The organism is Staphylococcus warneri (assembly GCF_900636385.1).
Taxonomy (GTDB): Bacteria; Bacillota; Bacilli; order Staphylococcales; family Staphylococcaceae; genus Staphylococcus; species Staphylococcus warneri.
This window is the reverse complement of the sequence record NZ_LR134269.1, coordinates 2,003,194-2,023,757: the sequence shown is the minus strand read 5'-3', so window position 1 is coordinate 2,023,757 and position 20,564 is coordinate 2,003,194. Positions and strand designations below refer to the sequence as shown.

Here is a 20,564-nt window from a genome sequence, read left to right as displayed (position 1 = left end):
TGCTAATGGAGGTTATTTGAATTGAGTTGTCTCAAAACGAATGACATATTTACTATTTAAGCCAAAACATGCAAACATATACAGCAACATATTCAAAAAAGGTTAAAATATACATATATTTTAATCGCAACTTAACACCAAGTGGGACGTCCCAATTTGGATATTTTCTTTCGAAATAAAAAGCTTGTAAAATAAACAAACCTATACCTAATGGTAAAAACATAAGACCGATACTTTTAGCATAGCTAAAACCGATATCATGCATAAAGTGACCTACAATGAGTTGTAGAGTAATAATGATTGCTAATAAAATGATCAGATTTAACATCATTTTTGTAATCGAACTCCTTTTACAAATAAAATGATTGCTGACTGCATTAATACCATTAATAACACAAAGATAAATGTTTTTAGGTTAAATACACCTAGGACTTCATGGAATATTTTTAATGGTTCATTAATTAAATATACCGTATGAAGTCGTAAGAAGCGGCCCATATAAATACCTAAACCGTTTAAAAACATAAGAATAATAACTAATAGGCGATTAAGCCAGATGTGTTTGGTAAAATGTAGAATTTCCATAAAAATTAAGATCATGACATACATGGCTAAAAAGACGCCTAACATTAAATAAGTAAAGAATATCCATTCCTTTATATTCAATCCTACTAAGAAGTTGAATTGAAATTGATTTAAATGAATCAAATCAGTAATCATATAGAAGGTATTAGGTACAAGTAATAAAAAAATCATGCCAAATACAATAAATAAAGGCCATTCGAATTTTTTGATAGGTTTAAATAATTTTAATAATAAGCATAGTTCGAATGGTATATAAGCTAAAAATAAATTTAACGTCATAAAATTGAAAATCGTGGTTTCAAATAAAGATATAATAAACAGAATAATAAAATATATTCTAGCTATATAGCGAGGTTGCATCATTAACACTACTTTCATAACATACTTTGGTTGTCATTTGATTTAATACTTTCATCCGTTAAAATAAAATTGGACAACTGAGTTTTAATAATATCGTTCTGAGCAATAGTAATCAACCAAAAAAGTAAAAGCGGTAATAATTATCGTTTTAAATCATCTTTATATTTTATAGTAGAAATATTAATACGTCCGACTGTTAATTTGTTTTTAAATATATTACAATATATTGACTTTTAACGTATTGATGTAGTGAAAAGGTATGATGATATAGATACCAATATATGATAAATAAAGATATGTAAAATATAAGAGAGGGGGACATCGTTATGAGAAAACAATTATTTACACTCTACTTTAATATTTTCCTGATATTTCTAGGGATTGGACTGGTTATACCTGTGCTACCGGTTTATCTTAAAGATTTGGGCTTAAAAGGTAGTGATTTAGGTATACTAGTAGCTTCATTTGCATTAGCGCAAATGATTATTTCACCATTTGGTGGTGGGCTAGCTGATAAACTAGGTAAAAAATTAATAATATGTATTGGTCTTGTTTTATTTTCAATATCTGAGTTTATGTTTGCAGTAGGCCACTCATTTACAATTTTGGTTATTTCGCGTGTGTTAGGTGGATTTAGTGCTGGTATGGTTATGCCAGGTGTAACAGGACTAATAGCTGATATCTCTCCGTCACAAGATAAAGCGAAGAACTTTGGTTACATGTCAGCAATCATTAATTCTGGTTTTATTTTAGGACCTGGTTTTGGCGGATTTTTAGCTGAGGTTTCCCATAGATTACCTTTCTATTTTGCAGGAGGGCTGGGGATTATTGCTTTTATTATGTCATTAATTGTGATTCACAATCCTAAGAAAATGACAACAGCAGGTTTCCCTCAATACGACCCAGAGCTCTTAACTAAAATTAATTGGAAGGTATTCTTAACACCGGTTATTTTGACTTTAGTGTTAGCATTTGGTTTGTCTGCATTTGAAACACTATTTTCACTATATACATCCGATAAAGCTGGCTATACGCCTAAAGATATTTCAATTGCTATCACAGGCGGGGGCATTTTTGGTGCCTTATTCCAAGTATTTTTCTTCGATAAATTCATGAAATTTACAACTGAATTGAATTTTATTGCATGGTCATTATTATATTCAGCAATTGTTTTAGTGATGTTGATTATCGCACAAGGTTATTGGACTATAATGCTCATTAGCTTTATCGTCTTTATTGGTTTCGACATGATTAGACCGGCGATTACTAACTATTTTTCTAATATTGCAGGTAATCGACAAGGCTTTGCAGGAGGACTAAACTCAACATTCACAAGTATGGGTAATTTTATGGGACCTCTAGTTGCTGGTACACTTTTTGATGTGAATATCGAGTTCCCATTGTATATGGCTATAGCGGTATCATTAAGTGGGATTGTCATTATATTTATTGAAAAAATGATAAGAACGCAATTAAATCGAAATTCAAAATGATAATAGACGCCATTCAGCGAAAACGTTGAATGGTTTTTATTTATTTTAAATATGAATACTTTGAAAAAGTACTAATATAACGTGACAAAACCCTTTAAATTTTTAATATTGTTTTCGAACGATTTTGAATGATTATGATACTTTTTCACTTAAAAAATTAGTTTAATGTATTAATTGAAGATAATTATTTCGTTTTTTAATGCTTTTATGTAACAAAAATAACAACTTCAGTAATATTACTGTTACAAATATTACAATCTATTTAAATTGTGACCCACATATCTAAAATTAAAAATTATTATGTTAAGATAGACAAAAATCGATTGAGAAATGTGGGTAAGGAGATGAATTTGAAAAACTTATTATTAAGTATCTTTGCAGTTATTTTGACAATATGTTTAATAGGTCTAATATTTTTAGCTACTAATCAAAATGCATTAGCTAAAGTACATCAGACTATTTGTACATTTTCAAAAGCAAATAAAGTATCTGCATTAGAGAAAACAATTAATTTTACTGATTTTAAAATAGCGAATGCTTCAGAAAAAAATGAAGACAATAATAATGACAAGCAACAAAAGACTACATATTTAAAAAAAGACAATCATAGATCATCAGAAAATCATTTTACGCCAAGAGAATGTAAAGTGATTGCATTAAATTATGCGAACAATCATTTAAATGAAAATTATGATTTAAAACAAGTTGATTATCAAAATCAATCATCAAATTATCAATATGTGAATCAACAAAATCAACAACAATCCAATATAGTAGTGAATGACAGCGGTCAAGTTGGGGAAAATCATTCACATATGAGATAGCACATGCTTACTAATGGGAGCATGTGCTTTTTTTGTGATTACTATATAAAGAACTAGTGTTAAAATATAGAGGATTAAGTTAAGTAATACCAGAGGTGAGAATATGGGTAAAACCAAAAAAACAAATGCAATGCGCATGTTAGATAGAGCAAAGGTAGCTTATCAAACTAACGTATTTGAAGTAACCGAAGAACACCAAACAGGTGAACAAATAGCAGCACTTGTGCATGCCAATGTTGAAGATGTTTATAAAACACTTGTATTAGAAAATGCTAACCATGATCATTTCGTGTTTGTTATACCAGTGAATGCAACGTTAGATATGAAAAAAGCTGCACATGAAGCAGGAGAGAAAAAATTAAATTTAATGCCTTTAGATCAGCTCAAACAAGTGACAGGATATATTAGAGGTGGATGTTCACCTATCGGTATGAAGCATTTATTCCAAACTGTTATTGACCAGTCTGCGCTACAAAGAGAACAGATATATATCAGTGGTGGCCAAAGAGGTATGCAAATCATTATCGCTGTCAAAGATTTGGTAGCAATGACAAACGCTAAAGTGACTTCGGTAATTCATGACTAAAGCACTAGCAGTAAAATAATAATAAAAAACACGGAAATACATGAACACAACTAGTCCATTTGATAGTGAATGTATTTTCGTGTTATTTTTGTCACAAAATGAATGTTTTTGATTGTTTTTGACAATTTTTGATTGAATTTTGTAAGCGTGCTCATTATAATGGTAATTGAGATGGGGTGGTTATATTGATATCTGAAAAACGACACGATTTAATTTTACAAGAACTTATAAAAAAGGATTTTCTGACACTCCAGGAATTAATGGATAGAACCGGTTGTAGTGCCTCTACCATTCGACGTGATTTATCTAAGCTGCAATTAGCTGGTAAATTACAACGTATTCATGGTGGTGCGACACTTAACCATAATCGAATGGTCGAACCAAGATTAACAGAGAAATTGACACAAAATTCACGAGAAAAGAAAGAAATTGCCAAACGAGCAGCTCGACAAATTAGAGATAATGAGTGTGTTTTTTTAGACGCTGGCTCAACAACATTAGAGATGATACCTTACATAGATGCAAAAGATATTATTGTTGTAACTAATGGTTTGACTCATGTTGAACAACTACTTAAAAAAGGGATTAAAACCTTAATGTTAGGTGGTCAAGTTAAAGAAAATACATTCGCTACAGTAGGTTCGAGTGCCTTAGAAACATTGAAGCGATATTGTTTTGATAAATCATTTATTGGAATGAACGGTATAGACGTAAAGTATGGTTTAACCACACCTGATGAACAAGAGGCGTTAATTAAAGATAATGCAATGCGACTTTCTAATGAAAGCTTTGTTGTTGTAGACGAAACGAAATTTAATCAAGTGTACTTTGCTAGAGTACCTGTGCAAGATAATACTCGAATCATTACCTCTAAACAGGGATTACAACATGTGAATGAAGCGTTTGCGGGACAATATGAATTTTTAGGAGGGACAATATGATATATACAGTTACTTTTAATCCATCCATTGACTATGTCATGTTTGTAGATGACTTTAAGATAGATGGTTTAAATCGCGCTCAAGATACAAATAAATTTGCCGGTGGTAAAGGTATTAATGTTTCTAGAGTGCTAAAGACTTTGGGTGTTGATTCTACAGCATTAGGATTTGCTGGTGGATTCCCAGGAGATTTTATAGCTCAAACATTAAAAGATAGTGATATTCACACAGATTTTGTGCAAGTAGATGAAGATACGCGTATCAATGTTAAATTGAAAACAGGTCAAGAAACAGAAGTGAATGCACAAGGTCCTAATGTGACTGATGCACAATTTCAATCATTATTAAATCAAATTAAAGAAACGACAGACAATGATACTGTTATCGTCGCTGGTAGTGTACCAAAGAGTATTCCGAGTGATGCTTATGCGCAGATTGCTAAGATTACAAAACAAACAGGTGCGCAATTAGTCGTTGATGCTGAAAAAGATTTAGTTGAATCAGTGTTAGAATATCAGCCACTATTTATTAAACCTAATAAAGATGAATTAGAAGTTATGTTTAATACATCAGTTAAAAGTGATGAAGATGTTATTAAATATGCTAAACAAATCTTAGATAAAGGTGCACAATCAGTCATTGTGTCATTAGGTGGAGATGGTGCAATTTATGTGGATCGTCAACAAAGTATTAAAGCTGTAAATCCAAAAGGCAAAGTGATTAATACAGTTGGCTCAGGTGATAGTACGGTAGCAGGTATGGTCGCAGGGTTAGCTACTGGTTTATCTGTGCAAGATGCATTTAAACAAGCAGTAGCATCAGGAACTGCTACTGCATTTGATGCAGATTTAGCGACAAAAGATGCAATAGAAAATATCAAATCACAAGTTACGATTTCTGTACTTGATGGGGAGTGAATAATATGAGAATAACAGAATTATTAACCAAAGATACGATAGCAATGGATTTATCTTCATCAGACAAAAATGGTGTTATCGATGAGTTAGTGCATCAACTTGACAAAGCAGGTAAATTAAGTGATGTACCATCGTTTAAAGAAGCAATTCATAACCGAGAATCACAAAGTACAACAGGTATCGGTGAAGGTATTGCGATTCCACATGCAAAAGTGAGTGCTGTTAAATCTCCAGCGATTGCATTTGGTAAATCAAAAGCTGGAGTAGATTATCAAAGTTTAGATATGCAACCAGCACATTTATTCTTTATGATTGCTGCACCAGAAGGTGGCGCTCAAACGCATTTAGATGCATTAGCAAAGTTATCAGGCATTTTAATGGATGAAAATGTACGTGAAAAATTAATAAATGCATCATCACCAGAAGAAGTATTACAAATTATTGATGCGGCAGATGATGAAGCAACAAAAGAAGAAGAAGCAGAAGCACAACAAAATGAAGCGGATGCAGCAGCTGCTTCAACAGGTGCAAGCGCAGAAGATAACGAACCGTACGTTTTAGCTGTCACAGCTTGTCCTACAGGTATCGCACATACGTATATGGCACGCGACGCTTTGAAAAAGCAAGCTGAAAAAATGGGTGTCAAAATCAAAGTAGAAACAAACGGTTCAAGTGGGATTAAAAACCATTTAACAGAACATGATATTGAAAAAGCATCTGGTATTATTGTTGCAGCAGATGTGCATGTTGAGACAGATCGTTTTGATGGTAAGAATGTTGTCGAAGTACCAGTAGCTGATGGTATTAAACGACCAGAAGAATTAATTAATACTGCGTTAGATACAAGTCGTAGACCATTTGTCGCTAGAGGCGATCGATCAGGTAGTAATAAGGAAGAGAATGAAGAGAAATTAAGTCCAGGAAAAGCATTTTATAAACACTTAATGAATGGTGTTTCTAATATGTTACCACTTGTTATTGCTGGTGGTATCTTAATGGCAATCGTGTTCATTATAGGACCCAATTCATTTGATCCTAAGAGTGCTGAACACAATGCTTTCGCAGAGCAACTATGGAATATTGGTAAAAACAGTGCCTTTGCATTAATCATTCCAGTATTAGCAGGTTTCATTGCTCGTAGTATTGCAGATAAACCAGGATTTGCAGCCGGTTTAGTTGGCGGTATGTTAGCCATTTCAGGTGACTCAGGATTTATTGGCGGTATCATTGCTGGTTTCTTAGCTGGTTATTTAACACAAGGTATTAAATATATGACACGTAAGTTACCTCAGTCATTAGAAGGTTTAAAACCAACATTAATCTATCCATTATTATCAGTAGCAATTACTGGTTTATTAATGATTTACGTATTTAACCCACCTGCTTCATGGTTAAATCACCTATTGTTAAATGGATTAAATGGACTTTCAGGTTCAAATATTATGTTACTTGGTTTAGTTATTGGTGCGATGATGGCAATCGATATGGGTGGACCATTTAACAAAGCTGCTTACGTTTTCGCAACAGCAGCACTTACAGAAGGTAATGCAGCGCCAATCACTGCTGCAATGGTTGGAGGTATGATTCCACCATTAGCAATTGCAACAGCAATGCTTATCTTCAGAAAGAAATTCACAAAAGAACAAAGAGGTTCAATTGTACCTAACTATGTGATGGGTGCATCATTCATTACTGAAGGTGCGATTCCGTTTGCAGCAGCTGACCCAATTCGTGTGATTCCATCAATGATGATTGGTTCAGGTGTTGGTGGTGCGATTGCATTAGCATTAGGTTCAAGAATCAATGCGCCACACGGTGGTATCTTTGTTATCGCAACAACTGACTTTAGCCATATTTTACAAACATTATTAGCTTTAGTTGTAGGTACTTTAGTTTCTGCCTTAATATATGGTTTCTTAAAACCAAAATTAACTGAAAATGAAATTGAAGCATCTAAAGCAATGGATGAATAATAGACTTTTAGCCCTTGTCGTTTAACCGACAAGGGTATTTTTATTTTTACGAAATTAAATATTGAATTGTATGATATGAATAAAATGAAAGGTTGTAGTAAAATAACAATCGAATCATTAGTATTAGAAAAGAAGGTATTGATATTGAAAGAATATTTACTTATAAACGGTCAGATTTATACAGAAAGTCAAAAAATAGAACATGGTTTTATACATATTAAAGATAGCAAAATAATGGAAATAGGTTCTGATAAAGATAGATTGAACACTTTAAGTAAATCGTATCCTACGGTAGATGCACAAGGTCATCATGTTATTCCAGGATTTATAGATATACATATCCACGGTGGTTACGGCGAAGATGCGATGGATGCCTCAATGGATGGTCTTAAACATTTATCTGAACAACTATTATCTGAAGGAACAACATCATTTTTAGCAACAACGATGACACAATCAGATGATAGTATTCATCGAGCACTCCAAAATATTGCAAATTATTATCAAATTCAAAATAGGCATGATGCTGCAGAAATTGTAGGTATTCATCTCGAAGGTCCATTTATTTCAGAACATAAGGTAGGCGCGCAACATCCTAAATATGTTCAAAGACCGTCTATTGAAAAGATTAAGACATTTCAAAAGACTGCCAATCAATTGATTAAAATTATTACTTTTGCACCTGAAGTTGATGGTGCAACTGATACATTAAAAGCTTTAAATAACGACATCATATTTTCAATGGGACATACAGTAGCTACATATGATGAAGCAAATGAAGCTGTTGATAATGGTGCTAAACATATTACACACTTATATAATGCAGCAACAGGCTTTGGACATCGAGAACCCGGTGTTTTTGGAGCGGCATGGTTAAATCAAAACCTAAATACAGAAATTATAGTTGATGGTGTGCATTCACATCCAGCGGCCGTAGCAATGGCTTACCAAAATAAAGGCAATGAACATATGTATCTCATTACAGATGCGATGCGTGCAAAAGGGATGCCAGAAGGTGAATATGATCTAGGTGGACAAAACGTTATTGTGAAGAATGAAGAAGCACGATTAGATTCAGGTGCATTAGCTGGTAGTATCTTAAAAATGAATGATGGTTTGCGTCATTTAATCACTTATACAGGTGCTTCAATTAAAGACTTGTGGCGTGTGACAAGTTGGAACCAAGCGATAGCGTTAGGTATCGATCAAACAAAAGGTAGTATTAAGGTAGGGAAAGATGCTGATATTGTGATTGTTGATGATACGATTTCAGTCCTTATGACGATTAAGAATGGTTATATTCATACATTTTAGATTTGAGGAATAACTTGACTAAATCGGGGTATTAGTTTTAAATGTTATGTTGTAATTCTATAAACATAAATCAACCAAATGAAATATTTTTATGATAGAATAAAATCAATTACATTTTTTTAGGGGGTGTCGCAATGGGAAGGTCTTAGCATGTAAATATCATTTAAGCCAATTCGAAAATTTTAATTACGTGTTAACCATGTGTGACACAGATAATATGGAGGTGAATCCCTAGAAATAGGGAATTAATTGGAAACTTCGACCATAATTAGTTTAATTGTATTTTTTCTTTTAATTGCATTAACAACAGTATTTGTCGGATCTGAATTTGCGCTTGTCAAAGTAAGATCTACGCGTATCGAACAATTAGCAGATGAAGGTAACAGTGGTGCTAAAATCGTTAAGAAAATGATTGCTAACCTTGATTACTACTTATCTGCATGCCAACTTGGTATAACAGTAACTTCATTAGGTTTAGGTTGGTTAGGTGAACCGACATTTGATAAATTACTACATCCATTATTCGAACTAATGCATTTACCAAGTGCATTAACAACAACAGTTTCATTTGTCATTGCGTTTATTGTAGTAACCTATTTACATGTCGTATTAGGTGAACTTGCACCTAAATCATTCGCTATTCAACATACAGAGAAAATGGCGTTACTATATGCTAGACCGTTATATTACTTTGGTAATGTCATGAAACCTTTAATTTGGTTAATGAACGGTTCGGCTCGTGTAATTCTTAGAGTGTTTGGTGTAGATCCAGATGCACAATCGGATGCAATGTCAGAAGAAGAAATCAAAATCATTATTAATAATAGTTATAATGGTGGCGAAATCAACCAAACTGAGCTTGCATATATGCAAAATATCTTTTCTTTTGATGAAAGACAAGCTAAAGATATTATGGTTCCCCGAACTCAAATGATTACGTTGAACGAGCCTTTTAATGTTGATGAACTATTAGAAACGATTAAAGAATACCAATTCACTCGATATCCTATCACTGAAGATGGTGATAAGGACCACGTTAAAGGATTTATAAATGTTAAAGAATTCTTAACTGAGTATGCATCTGGTAAAACAATCAAAATTGCTAACTATATACATGAGCTACCGATGATTTCAGAGACAACACGTATTAGTGATGCCCTTGTTAGAATGCAACGTGAACATGTTCATATCAGTTTGATTATTGATGAATATGGTGGTACAGCAGGTATTTTAACAATGGAAGATATTTTAGAAGAAATTGTCGGTGAAATCAGAGATGAATTTGACGATGACGAAGTGAACGACATCGTTAAATTAGAGGACAACAAATATCAAATTAATGGTCGAGTGTTATTAGACGACTTAAATGAACAATTTGGTATTGAATTCGAAGACTCAGAAGATATTGATACAATCGGTGGATGGTTACAATCTGAAAATACAAATCTTCAGAAAGACGATTTTGTAGATACAGATTACGATCGTTGGATCATATCAGAAATTGAAAATCACCAAATTATTTGGGTAACTTTAAATTATGAATTTAACCAAGAACGCCCAACATATGAAGTTAATTCAGATGAGGAACAAACGGATTAACAATGATATATGATGAAAAGACGCTTAAGCTATAATGTTTAAGCGTCTTTAATTACGTGTATTATAGTATGGTACACATTTGCTTACGTATTTCAACAACGAAGACATATGAAAGAGAGTGGTAAGAATGAATATTAATGATACACAATATTTAAATAATGGTTATCCTATGCCATCGATTGGCTTAGGTGTTTATAAAATAACAGATGATGAAATGAATGAAGTGATTAATACCGCTATTGAAGCAGGTTATCGTGCATTTGATACGGCATATTTCTATGGTAACGAACAGTCCTTAGGGCAAGCGTTAAAGCAAACAAACGTTGATAGAGAAGATTTATTTATTACATCTAAATTATGGAATGATTATCAAGGATATGACAGTACAATTCAATATTTCAATCAATCTTTAGAAAATTTAGGTCTTGAGTACCTAGACTTGTTTTTAATTCATTGGCCTTGTGAAGAAAATGGCTTATTTATCGAAAGTTATAAGGCATTAGAAACGCTTTATCATGAAGGTAAAGTCAAAGCCATAGGCGTTTGTAATTTTAAACAACATCATCTAGAGAAACTAATGCAAGAAACAGAAATAGTTCCTCAAATTAATCAAATAGAGTTACATCCATACTTTAATCAACAAGAATTACAAGATTATTGTGATCATCATGATATTAAAGTCACTGCATGGATGCCATTAATGAGAAATAAAGGGTTATTAGATGACCCAGTTATTACGGACATGGCTAAACGATATCATAAAACGGCAGCACAAATTGTTTTACGTTGGCATTTAGCACATAATCGTATTATTATTCCTAAATCTAAAACACCTAGTCGAATTCACGAAAACTATAATATTTTAGATTTCAATCTTGAACTTACAGATGTAGCACAAATTGACAGTTTAAATCGAAATGATAGACAAGGTAAAGATCCAGATGAAGTAGCGATAGGCGATTTGAAATAAATGAGTTGAAGTAATGCGACACAATACTAATCATTGTATGAGTGAAAAAGTCCATTAATCTTATTTTTGAGTTCATTTAAATTTACAAAAGTAGTGATTTTCAATAAATATTGTGATAAACATTAATGTAATATTAAGATTTTGTAAATACAAAGGCTCTAAGTAGAATACACTATTAAGTAATTGATAAAATAATATTAAACCAATTACTAGAAAAGGATATCATTGAATGAATATAAGAGTCATCATTCCTTGTTATAATGAAGGGGAAGTCGTATTAAAAACATATGAAAAGCTGACTGAGATATTAAAGCAAGATAGCATCAATAAACAATATGAATACGATTTACTATTCATAGATGATGGCAGTAAAGATTCAACTATTGATCATCTACAAAATTTAGCATTAGCTGACCACCACGTCAAATACATCTCATTTAGTAGAAATTTTGGTAAAGAGGCTGCTATGGTGGCAGGCTATCAACATAGTGAACATTGTGACGCTGTAGTTATGATAGATGCTGATTTACAACATCCGCCAGAATTTATTCCGCAAATGGTTGAAGGATATAATGAAGGTTATGATCAAGTGATAGCAAAACGTGATCGTAAAGGAGAAAATGTCGCTAGAAAATCGATGACACGTGCTTATTATAAATTGATTAATGCCTTTGTGGAAGATGTACAATTTGAAGATGGCGTAGGTGACTTTAGATTACTAAGCAAGCGTGCCGTACAAGCACTGACATCTATGGATGAATATAACCGATTTTCAAAAGGATTATTTGAATGGATAGGTTATAATACGAAAGTATTCACCTATGAAAATGTAGAACGTGAAGCAGGAGAATCGAAATGGTCATTTGCCAAATTATTAAATTATGGTATTGATGGCTTAATTTCGTTTAATAATAAACCATTAAGAATGATGATTTATCTAGGTATGTTTACATTTTCGCTCAGTGTACTATATCTCGTATATCTTTTAATTAATATCATGATCTCAGGTGTGAACATTCCTGGTTACTTCACAACAATAGCTGCGATTACACTTTTAGGTGGTATTCAGTTAATGTCCATAGGAGTCATTGGTGAGTATATTGGTCGTATCTATTATGAAGTGAAAAAGCGTCCTAAATATATTGTTCAGGCCACAAATATTGAACCCGAACAAACATCTGAAATATCACAGGAGTCAAAAGACTCAGACAAGGCACAATCTAGAAAAAATCAATCTGAACACTATCATCAAATTAGAAGATTTGATGCACATAGACATCAACCGACATATCAAGCAACACAAAATAATGATGAATATAAAGAACATGTTCATTAAACAAAAAGCTTACAGGCTATGGATCAGTCCATGAGCTGTAAGCTTTTTATAATTTGATTTACCGACAACGAAAAAAACAGGCTGGGACATAAATATATATTTCAAGTTACATTCATATTTAGGCAGTAGTTGACTGTAAAGTCATTCTTTTTCTTAAAGAAATTAGAATGACTTACACATGAGTATTAACTCATGTGTTCAGATTAAGTTTAAGAGGTATACATGAACTTAAAAGTTCATGCATAAAACCGTCTAAGTAATGAATTACAAAGACGGTCTAATGTACCAAGCTTTTTCATTTCTAGTCAACTTTGCCGGGGTGGGACAACGATAAAGAAATACTTTTTCTTTAGAAATTAGTATTTCTTATGCATGAGTTTCACTCATGTATTCCTATTTTAAAGTACACATTAGCTGTGGCTAATGCGTAAGAACCACTTCATATTCAATGATTAGTGGTTCTTTATTATTTCTGTCCCACTCCCTTAAATATACGTTGCCATATGATAAATAATATGAATAGTACATAGATGATAGTAAATACATACCAAAAAGGTGTGAGTATCATCATAGCTATAAATGCGATGATAATTAATATCGTACCAATTAGCATAGGATGCTTGATTGTTTTTAAAATAGGTAGATGATCAAGCTCCGATACATTAAATGTACCTACAAATAATAATACTGCACCGATAATGAAAATAGCTGGAGCTAAGTATGGTAACGACATATAGACAGATTGTTCACTGGAAATATCAGTTATAAACTGCGTTAAACTGATGACAATGGCAAATATCACTGCAATGAACTTTTGGTCTTTTATCATGAAAGGGTTAATTTTTTTATTTAAATAGAGTTGTAATAATGCCCATACAATAAATAAAATCATCGTATAGATTGAAATGAAATTATATTTTGCGACTACAATTAAATCGATAATAGCATTTAATGAAATAGCTATTAGTATTGAACTAAATCGAAGTTGTTTAAATTGGTGCAAATATAAATCTATTCCTACAATGAGCAATACTACGGCAATATTAATTAATATATATAGAATCATGGTGTACTCCTATCCGTAATACTTCATTCAATTATTATATCAATTAACATAAACTTAATCATTATATAACACTCGAAATTGTTAAAGTTATATTAAATGAGTTTAAACACCCTTCATATTACTCCATAACAATGTGTGTAATTGTGGCAATACATATACATTATTCATATCGCTACTAGTCATAACACGTTCGACTAATTGTTCATAACGTTGTAATAGTTTAGAAGTATGGTTGTCGACCTCTTCATCTAAATAAGGATTACCCACTTGTAAATAAAATGGTATAGATGGATAACGATGATGAATCATTTTAGCAAATTCGAAGTCATCCTCATCAAAAATGACGACTTTTAAATTAAGTGATTCAGGTACACACTGTTCAATAACACTATCTAAAATATCCAAATTAGGTTTCATATTTGAGCTTGGCGGTTTAGGACTAATTGTTAAGTCATCGATTTGAGTCATCCATGGTTGGAATTTACTACCTTGTGTTTCAAGGGCAGTTTGAATATGATGTTCTTCAAATAAATCTACTAAATCTTGGATACCTTTAATAAGTGCTGGGTTTCCACCAGAAATTGTGACGTGATTAAAATTGTCACCACCTACTTCACGCAATTTGTTATAGATTTCTTCTGCAGACATTAATTGAATATCTTCTTTAGCACTACCATCCCATGTAAAGGCAGAATCACACCAACTACAGCGATAATCACAACCTGCAGTTCTAACAAACATTGTTTTTCTACCAATGACGCGTCCTTCGCCTTGAATCGTTGGACCAAATACTTCTAATACAGGTATTTTAGCCATTATTGATCACCCTTAGGACGATATACGACATAGCTTGTAGGTGTTTCACGTAAATAAACTTGGACACATTTTGGTTGATTCTTTTGATCTTTAAGATATGATTGCACCATTTGATAAATAGTTTGAGCAACAATTTCTGTAGAAGGACTTTTACCTTTGAATTGAACTAAGTCATTTAATAAATAATGATCAAATTGGTCATGAATGAGTTTTTTTAAATCACTAAAATTTACTAAAAAACCATTGTGATCTAATTCATCTCCAGCTATGGTAATATTTACGAAATAAGTGTGTCCGTGAGTACGCATACATTTTCCAGCGTCTTCACTTGGGATATAATGTGCTGCTGAAAAGTTAAAGTCTTTATTAAGTTCGAATTGATAGGGATGATTGACAGTAGGATAGATTTGTTGAATCATCTTATTGTACTCCTTTCTTCGCAAGATATTGGTCGAGTCCGCGCGATCTTAATTGGCAAGCAGGGCATTCACCACAACCATCTCCAATAATACCGTTATAACAAGTTAGCGTATTTTCACGAATATAGTTTAATACCCCAAGATTATCAGCTAGTTCCCATGTTTGTGCTTTATCTAACCACATTAATGGCGTGTGAATCACAAAATCTCTGTCCATAGACAAGTTTAATGTTACATTCATTGATTTAATGAAACTATCACGACAGTCTGGATAACCTGAGAAGTCAGTTTCACAAACCCCGGTAATGATATGTTTAGCTTTAATTTGATAAGCTAATGCACCAGCGAATGATAAGAACAGTAGATTACGTGCAGGTACGAATGTATTTGGAATACCATCTTCTGTATCTTCAATTTTTAGATCATGTTGTGTTAATGCATTAGGTGTCAGTTGCGATAACAACGACATATCTAATATGTGATGTTCAACGTTTTGTTCTTGAGCAATTTTTTTAGCTACTTCAATTTCAGCATCATGTCTTTGTCCATAATTAAAGGTAACGAGAATAACATCTTTAAAATGCTTTTTAGCATAAAACAAACATGTTGTACTGTCTTGGCCTCCGCTAAAGACGACTATGGCTTTGTTTTGATCTAGAGTGTGTTGTACCATGATTTTTCCTCCTATATATCATGAGTCACTAAAACAGAAAATTAAGGCATAAAAAAAGCCTATCTCTATAAAAAAGATAGACGACAGATTGTAAATACACATATAATTTTAAAGAACGTATTAAAATGATATGTCTATTTACAAACAGAAATTGAATTCAGTGTCTAGTTTTTTATAGAGGGTTTCGGCTAGGAACCTCTGATAAATATATATTTTGTACGCAACATAGAATAAACCAATTCATATGTAAAATCAAGTAAATTTTTGTGATAATAGTGTTAAGGACATATCGAATAACGAATATTAATGTAATGGAGCGTAATCATGATAGTAGTGATAGATAATAAAGATTCATTTACTTATAATTTAATTAATTATTTTAAAATGGCTACACGAGATATGGTAAACGTCATTGATGTAGAGGAGATTAATATCGAGGAATTAAAGGCGCTAAAGCCTAAAGCTATCGTTATTTCGCCGGGTCCTGGGCGACCTAGTGATTATCCTATTTTATTTAAAGTGATGGATGACTTTTATCAGCACATACCTATTTTGGGGGTCTGTTTAGGATTTCAAATGATTTGCCAATATTTTGGAGGAATAATTATACATAGAGATAGACCAATACATGGTCATACGACATTATTAAGCCACTATGGTGAAGGGATGTTTCAAGGACTGCCAGAGAAATTTAATGTAATGTTATATCATTCTTTACAAGTAGATGAAAATAGCATTCCAAGCGAATTGAATATTACGGCTAAGGGAGAAGATGATGTCATTATGGGATTACAGCACGATAAATATCCTATATACGGATTACAGTATCACCCAGAATCCATTTTAAGCGAACAAGGCCAAAACCAGATTCAAAACTTTATAGATATTGTAGGTGAAAATAGTGACTATCAAATTTAACTATCGCTATTACTTAGACGACAATCAATTCGAAATCTATCATCTTGAATTAGATCAATTGATTGAAAAAAAGATAGCTAAACATATGGATGAAGTGGGGCATGTGATACGTTTTGCAGAATTACAACAACAACAAGGTCGTTATGTCGCGTTATATGTAACATATGAAGCGGCTCGTTATTTCAACCCACAAATGGATGTGTGCCATGTAGAAGAAGGTGGTGTCTTAGCAATTGCATATAGCTTTAAAGTTGCCAATCACATAAATGAATCTACAAAATTGAATGATGTATCATATAATTCGAAACATCATTTTAAATTTATAGAATCCAATCAACAAATGAAAGAAAAAATCAAAAGCATTCAACATGCAATTGTCGAAGGAGACACCTATCAAGTGAACTATACTACCCGATTAACTGATAACATCTATTTTCCCATTCATCAGTTATATCGACAATTAACTACTGTAGCGAATGGTAATTACACGGCCTTATTAGATACAGATGAGGTCAAAGTTGCATCTATTTCTCCTGAATTATTTTTTCAGAAAGGAATATTTAATGGTGAAACGAACGTATTAGTTAGTAAGCCAATGAAGGGTACAATGCCGAGAGGTGAAACGAACGAAGAAGATCTACAAAACTACCATCAGCTTCAACAGTCTGAGAAAGATAAAGCTGAAAATGTAATGATTGTAGATTTATTGCGTAATGATATTTCTAGAATAGCAATGACAGGGAGTATTATTGTTTATAAATTATTTTTTATAGAAACGTATCATACGGTTCATCAAATGACGAGTATGGTCACAGGGAAATTACCGTCAGAAGTGACCCTTGAAATGATTTTAAGTGCTATTTTCCCGTGTGGTTCTATTACTGGTGCACCAAAGATAAATACTATGAAATTAATTCATTCTTTAGAACAAGTTCCAAGATACATATATTGTGGAACGATTGGATTATTAGTGCCTAACGGTAAGATGATATTTAATATACCTATACGTACGATTGAGTATCGACATCAGCAAGCGATTTATGGTGTTGGTGCTGGGATTACGATTAACTCTAACCCAGATAATGAAGTCCAAGAATTTTATGATAAGACGAGGATACTGGAGAGGTTATAATGTACTTATTTGAAACAATGAAATTAGAGAATGGTCATATTGCACGACTTGCTTATCACAAACAACGAATAAGTCAATCTAGTAACAAATTGAATATGACTTTTAATGAGTTAGACTGGGAACGTCTTATTCACTCGATTCAATCTGAATATCAAGAAGGTAGTTATCGTTTGAAAGTGATGTTACAAGAAGAAGGCCATTTCGACTATTTAGTAGCACCACTAACATCTAAATCATATTTTACTGCGTCTTTAGTACGTGAACATTCTAATACATCTCATCTAACAATAATTAATAAAACATCGAATAGAGACCATGTATCTTATGATTTAGATACTGATTTAGCACTCATATTTGATAAGAATGGCAAGATTTTAGAATTTAATATTGGGAACGTTATGTTTAAAGAAAACGGATATTATTATACACCTCATTATAATGAAGATTTTTTATTAGGATGCATGCGGCAATCATTAATAGATGAAGGTTGTTTGCAAGAAAAAAACTATTATGTTGATGAATTAATAGAGAAATTGAATACTAATAAAGTAGAGGTATTTTTATTAAATAGTTTGCGAGAGGTTGCCGACGTTACAATTTACCTATAAAATTAACATGAAAGTAGCGCGAAATATTATCAAATGGAGTAGATAATGACATTATTATGGATAGGATTATTAATTGTTGTAGCAGTTGTAAATAAAGTTATCGTTAATCGATTATTACAAAAGAGAGCACAAGTATTCGCACGTATCGTTGCAACAGTTACTACCATATGTGCCATTATATTAGTATATTTATTGATTAAATCACTGATGCCTTTTGTAATAGAGCGTATGAACGTATTTTATCATCATTAAAGACTTTTGAGGTGAAGGTATGAAAATATATAGTCAAGGAGACCAAGCCATCGTAATATCAATAGAGAAAAAGGTATCAAAAGATCTTACTGAAGATTTATTAGCCTTGCGATCATATTTAAATGAAAAAAATTACTCGTTCATCATAGAAATAGTACCTACTGAATCGGACATGATGATTATTTATGATGCACGAGATATGATTAAACATCATCATATACAATCACCATTCTTATATATGAAAGCGCTCATTGAATCAATTAAGTTGGAAATAAAACATGATAATAAAACGCAATCACCATTCCAAATTCCTATTGTGTATGGAGATGAATATGGGCCGGACTTAGAATCATTATTAAAACATTTAAAAATGGATGAATCACAATTTAAAGCACTTCATACAGGAAGTGATTACTTTGTATCAATGATGGGATATTCACCAGGATTTCCATATTTAACAGGAATGCATAAAAAATTATTTGTGAATCATACAAGTAAAGAAAAGAAATTTATTCCGGCAGGTTCAGTCGTCATTGAAGGTAAGAAATGTGGTATCGTTACGACTGACACATATAATGATTGGTTGGTCATTGGATATACACCAACACAACTTTTCTTTCCAAACAAAGATGATTTTTCACTCTTAAAACTAGGCGATAACGTACAATTTATTGCTAAAGATAAAAACGAATTGGATTTAGGAGACTTTAAAACATGTCAATCATAATAGAAAATAGCGGTTTGTTTAGTAGTTTTCATGATTTTGGGAGACACGGATATGAACACAATGGTGTGATACCAAGTGGTGCACTTGATAGTTTGTCACACGAAATTGCTAATCGATTAGTAGCTAATGATAAAAATGAAGCCACACTCGAAATGACCCATAAAATGCCAACGATTCGTTTTACGGAACCAACATTAATCGCATTAGCAGGTGGTAATTTTAAAGCAGAGACACAAACAATGAAGGTCTTTCCATATAAGTTATATTTAATGAAAAAAGATGATGTGTTAAAGTTTGAAGAAACGAACAGAACATCACGTGTCTATTTAGCTGTCGGTGGAGGCTTTAATCTAGAAGAATGGTTAGGTTCTACATCAACAGATTTTAATGTTAAATTGGGTGGCTTTGAAGGTCGACAATTACAAAATGGTGATGAAATAGAAATGAAACGCCTATATAGTGAACGACATCAAAAATTATTTGAAAATTTAGCAGAATCTCGTCAAACCGATTGGGGTGTAGATGGCTACGCGTTATCATTTAATTATATGTCTGACGTCTTTCATGTCATTAAAAATAAAGGTTCAGAAGACTTTAAAGAAAATGTCTTACAACGTTTTACAACACACAATTATAAAGTAACCAGTAAAGCAAATAGAATGGGAATGGTTTTAGAAGGGGAAAAAGTGAAAGCGTATTATGATGATATGCCTGCACATCAATCGGTTAAACGTGGCACAATCCAAGTTAAAAGAGATGGTACACCAATCATCTTATTAAATGATCACTATACATTAGGTAGTTATCCTCAGATAGGTACGATAGCAAGTTATCATTTAACAAAGTTAGCTCAGAAACCAACCGGATCAAAATTAAAATTCCAATTTATAGATATTGAAACAGCCGAGAAAAATCTAATTAAATATAGTAATTGGTTAAATCAATTATTCCATGGTATTGAGTATCGTATGCAGTTAGAGATGTTGAAATAGGCACTATTAATGCAAGGTGGAAGCTCGTACTTAAGACGGATGGCTTAATCAATATAAGTCTAT

Annotated in this window: 22 protein-coding genes; 16 read left to right on the top strand and 6 right to left on the bottom strand. The window is 32.5% G+C overall.

Going from position 1 to position 20,564, the window contains the following annotated elements; genetic code table 11:
• Positions 1–52: 52 nt before the first annotated feature.
• Both EL082_RS09905 and EL082_RS09900 read right to left on the bottom strand, forming a co-directional pair.
• A complete protein-coding gene (locus EL082_RS09905; RefSeq protein ID WP_049416110.1) occupies positions 53–331 on the bottom strand; it encodes a hypothetical protein in 279 nt (92 codons plus the stop codon).
• Positions 328–945: a DUF1361 domain-containing protein gene (locus EL082_RS09900; protein WP_015365302.1), complete on the bottom strand. Its 618-nt coding sequence runs from the start codon at positions 943–945 to the stop codon at positions 328–330. Before EL082_RS09900 ends, EL082_RS09905 begins: the two co-directional genes overlap by 4 nt.
• A gap of 326 nt (positions 946–1,271) precedes the next feature.
• On the opposite strand from EL082_RS09900, the gene norA reads away from it, so the two are divergent.
• From norA to EL082_RS09850, 10 genes are all read left to right on the top strand, one after another.
• On the top strand, positions 1,272–2,438 hold the full coding sequence (gene norA, locus EL082_RS09895) for a multidrug efflux MFS transporter NorA (protein ID WP_002467154.1): 1,167 nt from the start codon (positions 1,272–1,274) through the stop codon (positions 2,436–2,438).
• 344 nt (positions 2,439–2,782) lie between these two features.
• Positions 2,783–3,262, top strand: a complete 480-nt coding sequence (locus EL082_RS09890; protein ID WP_002467152.1) for a hypothetical protein — start codon at positions 2,783–2,785, stop codon at positions 3,260–3,262.
• 103 nt (positions 3,263–3,365) lie between these two features.
• Positions 3,366–3,848, top strand: coding sequence for a Cys-tRNA(Pro) deacylase (ybaK, locus tag EL082_RS09885; protein ID WP_019235811.1), 483 nt, complete (start codon positions 3,366–3,368; stop codon positions 3,846–3,848).
• A 185-nt stretch (positions 3,849–4,033) separates the two neighbouring features.
• Entirely contained in the window at positions 4,034–4,789 is a 756-nt protein-coding gene (locus EL082_RS09880) for a DeoR/GlpR family DNA-binding transcription regulator (protein ID WP_015365299.1), read from the top strand.
• The gene (gene pfkB / locus EL082_RS09875; RefSeq protein ID WP_002467150.1) at positions 4,786–5,706 is read left to right on the top strand and encodes a 1-phosphofructokinase; all 921 of its coding nucleotides are present in this window, start codon (positions 4,786–4,788) and stop codon (positions 5,704–5,706) included. Before EL082_RS09880 ends, pfkB begins: the two co-directional genes overlap by 4 nt.
• 5 nt (positions 5,707–5,711) lie before the next feature.
• Positions 5,712–7,679 (top strand): PTS fructose transporter subunit IIABC, encoded by a 1,968-nt coding sequence (locus EL082_RS09870; protein WP_015365298.1) that lies wholly within the window; start codon positions 5,712–5,714, stop codon positions 7,677–7,679.
• A 144-nt stretch (positions 7,680–7,823) separates the two neighbouring features.
• Entirely contained in the window at positions 7,824–8,993 is a 1,170-nt protein-coding gene (gene nagA / locus EL082_RS09865) for an N-acetylglucosamine-6-phosphate deacetylase (RefSeq protein WP_015365297.1), read from the top strand.
• 249 nt (positions 8,994–9,242) lie between these two features.
• The gene (locus tag EL082_RS09860; protein ID WP_002467170.1) at positions 9,243–10,592 is read left to right on the top strand and encodes a hemolysin family protein; all 1,350 of its coding nucleotides are present in this window, start codon (positions 9,243–9,245) and stop codon (positions 10,590–10,592) included.
• A 127-nt stretch (positions 10,593–10,719) separates the two neighbouring features.
• Positions 10,720–11,562 (top strand): aldo/keto reductase, encoded by an 843-nt coding sequence (locus EL082_RS09855; protein ID WP_002467169.1) that lies wholly within the window; start codon positions 10,720–10,722, stop codon positions 11,560–11,562.
• 229 nt (positions 11,563–11,791) lie between these two features.
• Positions 11,792–12,898 carry a glycosyltransferase family 2 protein gene (locus EL082_RS09850; protein ID WP_015365296.1) on the top strand — a complete coding sequence of 369 codons (1,107 nt, stop codon included), beginning with the start codon at positions 11,792–11,794 and terminating at the stop codon, positions 12,896–12,898.
• A 466-nt stretch (positions 12,899–13,364) separates the two neighbouring features.
• Here the strand turns inward: EL082_RS09850 and EL082_RS09845 are convergent, their stop codons facing one another.
• The 4 genes from EL082_RS09845 to queC all read right to left on the bottom strand — a co-directional run bounded on the left by EL082_RS09845 (position 13,365) and on the right by queC (position 15,872).
• A complete protein-coding gene (locus EL082_RS09845) occupies positions 13,365–13,964 on the bottom strand; it encodes a hypothetical protein (protein ID WP_015365295.1) in 600 nt (199 codons plus the stop codon).
• Between the two features lie 102 nt (positions 13,965–14,066).
• Complete coding sequence (gene queE / locus EL082_RS09840; protein WP_002466643.1) at positions 14,067–14,780, bottom strand: 7-carboxy-7-deazaguanine synthase QueE; 714 nt, start codon at positions 14,778–14,780, stop codon at positions 14,067–14,069.
• Positions 14,780–15,199, bottom strand: coding sequence for a 6-carboxytetrahydropterin synthase QueD (gene queD / locus EL082_RS09835; RefSeq protein ID WP_002466648.1), 420 nt, complete (start codon positions 15,197–15,199; stop codon positions 14,780–14,782). Before queD ends, queE begins: the two co-directional genes overlap by 1 nt.
• A 1-nt stretch (position 15,200) precedes the next feature.
• Entirely contained in the window at positions 15,201–15,872 is a 672-nt protein-coding gene (queC, locus tag EL082_RS09830; protein WP_015365294.1) for a 7-cyano-7-deazaguanine synthase QueC, read from the bottom strand.
• A 324-nt stretch (positions 15,873–16,196) separates the two neighbouring features.
• Here queC and EL082_RS09825 point away from each other — a divergent pair, with 324 nt between their 5' ends.
• The 6 genes from EL082_RS09825 to EL082_RS09800 are packed head-to-tail and all read left to right on the top strand — an operon-like array spanning position 16,197 to position 20,501.
• Positions 16,197–16,790 (top strand): anthranilate synthase component II, encoded by a 594-nt coding sequence (locus tag EL082_RS09825; RefSeq protein ID WP_002466647.1) that lies wholly within the window; start codon positions 16,197–16,199, stop codon positions 16,788–16,790.
• Positions 16,774–17,922 carry an aminodeoxychorismate synthase component I gene (gene pabB / locus EL082_RS09820; protein WP_002466645.1) on the top strand — a complete coding sequence of 383 codons (1,149 nt, stop codon included), beginning with the start codon at positions 16,774–16,776 and terminating at the stop codon, positions 17,920–17,922. Before EL082_RS09825 ends, pabB begins: the two co-directional genes overlap by 17 nt.
• A complete protein-coding gene (locus EL082_RS09815) occupies positions 17,922–18,530 on the top strand; it encodes an aminotransferase class IV (RefSeq protein WP_002466649.1) in 609 nt (202 codons plus the stop codon). Before pabB ends, EL082_RS09815 begins: the two co-directional genes overlap by 1 nt.
• A 45-nt stretch (positions 18,531–18,575) precedes the next feature.
• Complete coding sequence (locus tag EL082_RS09810) at positions 18,576–18,782, top strand: hypothetical protein (protein WP_015365292.1); 207 nt, start codon at positions 18,576–18,578, stop codon at positions 18,780–18,782.
• Between the two features lie 19 nt (positions 18,783–18,801).
• Entirely contained in the window at positions 18,802–19,509 is a 708-nt protein-coding gene (locus EL082_RS09805) for a 5-oxoprolinase subunit B family protein (protein WP_002465822.1), read from the top strand.
• Positions 19,497–20,501 carry a 5-oxoprolinase subunit C family protein gene (locus EL082_RS09800; protein WP_002465824.1) on the top strand — a complete coding sequence of 335 codons (1,005 nt, stop codon included), beginning with the start codon at positions 19,497–19,499 and terminating at the stop codon, positions 20,499–20,501. The genes EL082_RS09805 and EL082_RS09800 overlap by 13 nt, the downstream gene beginning before the upstream one ends.
• Positions 20,502–20,564: the final 63 nt, after the last annotated feature.